This is a genomic window from Treponema primitia (assembly GCF_046533075.1).
In the GTDB taxonomy this organism is placed as follows: domain Bacteria; phylum Spirochaetota; class Spirochaetia; order Treponematales; family Breznakiellaceae; genus Termitinema; species Termitinema primitia_B.
This window is the reverse complement of record NZ_JAJQRB010000075.1, coordinates 1-3,024: the sequence shown is the minus strand read 5'-3', so window position 1 is coordinate 3,024 and position 3,024 is coordinate 1. Positions and strand designations below refer to the sequence as shown.

The following is a 3,024-nucleotide window of genomic DNA, read 5'->3' as shown; positions in this document are numbered from 1 at the left end:
TACCCGCCCCCAGGTTTTCCTGCTGGGCTGTCTTGCCGTTTACTGCTTTGCGGTTGTATCAGTTCCCCTGCACGCCCAGGCGCGGGGCATATCAATATGCCGGAGAAAAGAATTGAATATACCGGAGAAAAGGTGGTATTTTCGGGGAATTTCCGGAATTTGAATTTCAATTAAGTTAAACTATGTGTAATTATTTAGGCCGTCAAAAAATGGCTTTTTATCTTAGTTTTAATTGCTCTGGTCTAATTTTTTTGCGATCCTTTCCAGCGCATCCGCTATTCTTTCCAATGAAAAATAAAGGGAGTTTTTTATAGCAGATTTTAATTCCTTGGACCTTTTTTCTTTTTGAGCGAAGCGACCCAAAGACGATTTTGTTATAAATTTCCCCCCGACCTCTTTGTTTATAAAATCGACTATTTCAGCCCGATCCAAGAAGCTTGTCAAGAATTATAGCAGGGTTTATAATTGATTTATGAACGAAAAAGAAAGGATGACGGAAGAGGAATTCATAACTAAAGCTAAAGCAATGGGTATGGAAGAATCTACCATCCAAAAAAGAATAAATCTTAATAAAAAGTGGACAAATGAGGGATATCCTGCTGAATGGGATACATTTCTTGGCCCTTTTACAAACCCATCTGATTTTTCATAGCCATCGTTAAACAAGAATCCCCCTTATAACACCTTCCCCGCCTTCCTCTGTTACCCTGAAAAAGCATGGCGAACTCCATTGCAGAGGTCTTGGCGGGCGGACCCGTACCCGCAAGCCCGGAGGCTTGTTCCTCCTTTCCTCTCTTTCCAATTAAAAAACAAGGGCTATTATACTAACAGCAGTGTCGAATAAAGTTACCGATAACAAAACGCCCGCCGCCATCGTTCCCCATCCGGCTTGCCTAATTGCCATCTTGGGGATACATTTTTATTGTGATCGCTAGATCCTGCTGATCAAAAGAAATAATATTATACCCTAGGGCTTCTATAGCAGTAGTTAGTTTCATTAGTTCACTTTGCTTTTTTTCTGGAGAGTTTTTTGATTTGATTTTCTTTTTTGTACCTCAAAAAAAAGATATAACTACAAAAAGAAAAAATCAAGGAGATAATAACGTTAATAAAAAGGGGGCGGTAATCTACCACCCCCTTTTACAAGTTTTTGTTATTCCTCAAGGTAATACGGCCGTAACCCCTCCCGATTATGGCCGTATAGCGCTCCTCGCCGCCGCCCTGGACCTGCCGGAAGCGGAATTCGACCATCTGACCATCATTGACCCCTATTTAAAACCGGAGTTTGATAATGACAAGATGGGCATCCTCGATGTGAAGGTCCACACCCAATCGGGTGCGGTGATCAACGTGGAAATGCAGGTTGAAACCTATCAGGAATTACGGAAACGCATCGTCTTTTCGACTGCTAAGATGCTCACCGAACAGATCAAGCGGGGGGACAGGTATAACCAAGCGGAACGGGTGGTCAGCATCGTAATTTGCGGGGGCATATTGATTCCTGAGGAAGCAGGCTACTATAATAGGTATAGCATCCGAAATGCGCAGTCCGGCGCTGAGTTTACGGATTTACTGGAGATAAACGTCCTGGAACTGGGAAAGCTACCCAAGGAATCGGATGGCGGGCGTTTGTTCAACTGGGGGCAGTTTTTCAAAGCTAAAACCCCGGAGGAGTTGGCCATGATAGCGGAAAAAGATCCGGCGATTAAGCAAGCTGCGGCGTTGGTGATGGAACTAAACGATGATGAGCGGGCCAGGCTGATAGCCGATGCCCAGTGGAAACAGCGTATGGATCAGGCGGGCCGGGAACGGCAAAGCTATAGGGAAGGCACGGAAGAAGGCCAGAACCAGGTCTTGGAACTCATGGAGCAGGGTTTTACTTTGGAACAGATTAAGGAAAAGCTTTCCGGCGGCCGGCGGCCTCCGAAATCCCATACCAGATAAAAAGACAGACGCCCCGTAGCACGTCTCCGGCGGCAAACACCGCAGGGCCAAACCGTGCCTCTATCCGGTGGCTTAACATCGAAAGAAAACAGAAAAGTAAACTTTCAAGGCCGATGGGCAAACTCTACGAACAGTGCCTAGAAACGCATACAGCTCTTTAATAGGGCGTTCTTATAATCATACTTTATTTTCTATAAATATTATTTCTATATTTTTTCTCAACCTTAAAGCATTATCAATAACATATTTAGTTCCAGTACTTTTACCATTCCAAAAGGCAACAATTTTATCTGCTTCGTTTATTATGATATCGTTTCTTCTCCAGGCGGCTTCTTTTCCGTCTTTATTATAGTCTGGTCTATGCACAATAATTTCTATGCGATTATCGACTGCCCATTGCCAAGCAATTGTGTCAACTCCTTTTGCACCACCGCTAATGATGCAATCAGGTTTTTCCTTTATATAATTATCTAAATTTAAAATTTCAATAGTTCTACTACCAATAATTGCTAATTTCATATTTATATACCTCAATTGTTTATTGCTAATTTTACTTTTCACATTATATTTAAATTAATTTTAATAAACTATTAATAATATTTCCATCTTTATCAAAATAACGTTATAATATTCCTTTGCAGAAATGTTGATTGTCTTTACATTTCCATTTTTGTCTATAATTTCTTTTACAATGCTATTTTTAGATAAAATATCATTAGTTTTCTCAAGTGCATTACGGCGTTCATTATATAGATCAACGGCGAATTCATTCCACCAAAACAATAAAGGTGAATCTATTTTCATAAATTTATCCCTCATCTGATTTATCGAGTTTTTTACTCATGGTGATATAATAAACCTTGGTTCAAAAATAAGCAACAAGAATAATTAGAGCATTAGACTGGTTTTAAAAAAGCGGAATGAGGAAATTGGCGATTTCTTGTGCCTTCCTCCTCTTCCTCTCCTCCTAGTCCGTGGTTGTTTTTACGATCCAGCGTACCCGGGATCCCCTCGAACATCCTGGTACGCCGTGATACACTGCTCCCATGCGTGCAATCAGTCGGAACCATACCCGCCCCC

4 protein-coding genes are annotated in these 3,024 nt (G+C 41.5%); 2 read left to right on the top strand and 2 right to left on the bottom strand.

Going from position 1 to position 3,024, the window contains the following annotated elements:
• Positions 1-472 precede the first annotated feature (472 nt).
• Together LQZ19_RS15815 and LQZ19_RS15810 are read left to right on the top strand one after the other, a co-directional pair.
• On the top strand, positions 473-652 hold the full coding sequence (locus LQZ19_RS15815) for a hypothetical protein (protein WP_411048653.1): 180 nt from the start codon (positions 473-475) through the stop codon (positions 650-652).
• Positions 653-1,035: 383 nt separating this feature from the next.
• Positions 1,036-1,944, top strand: a complete 909-nt coding sequence (locus tag LQZ19_RS15810; protein ID WP_411048652.1) for an Rpn family recombination-promoting nuclease/putative transposase — start codon at positions 1,036-1,038, stop codon at positions 1,942-1,944.
• 177 nt (positions 1,945-2,121) lie between these two features.
• Here the strand turns inward: LQZ19_RS15810 and LQZ19_RS15805 are convergent, their stop codons facing one another.
• Complete coding sequence (locus tag LQZ19_RS15805; protein ID WP_411048651.1) at positions 2,122-2,463, bottom strand: SLOG family protein; 342 nt, start codon at positions 2,461-2,463, stop codon at positions 2,122-2,124.
• Between the two features lie 60 nt (positions 2,464-2,523).
• Positions 2,524-2,748: a hypothetical protein gene (locus LQZ19_RS15800; RefSeq protein ID WP_411048650.1), complete on the bottom strand. Its 225-nt coding sequence runs from the start codon at positions 2,746-2,748 to the stop codon at positions 2,524-2,526.
• Positions 2,749-3,024 lie beyond the last annotated feature (276 nt).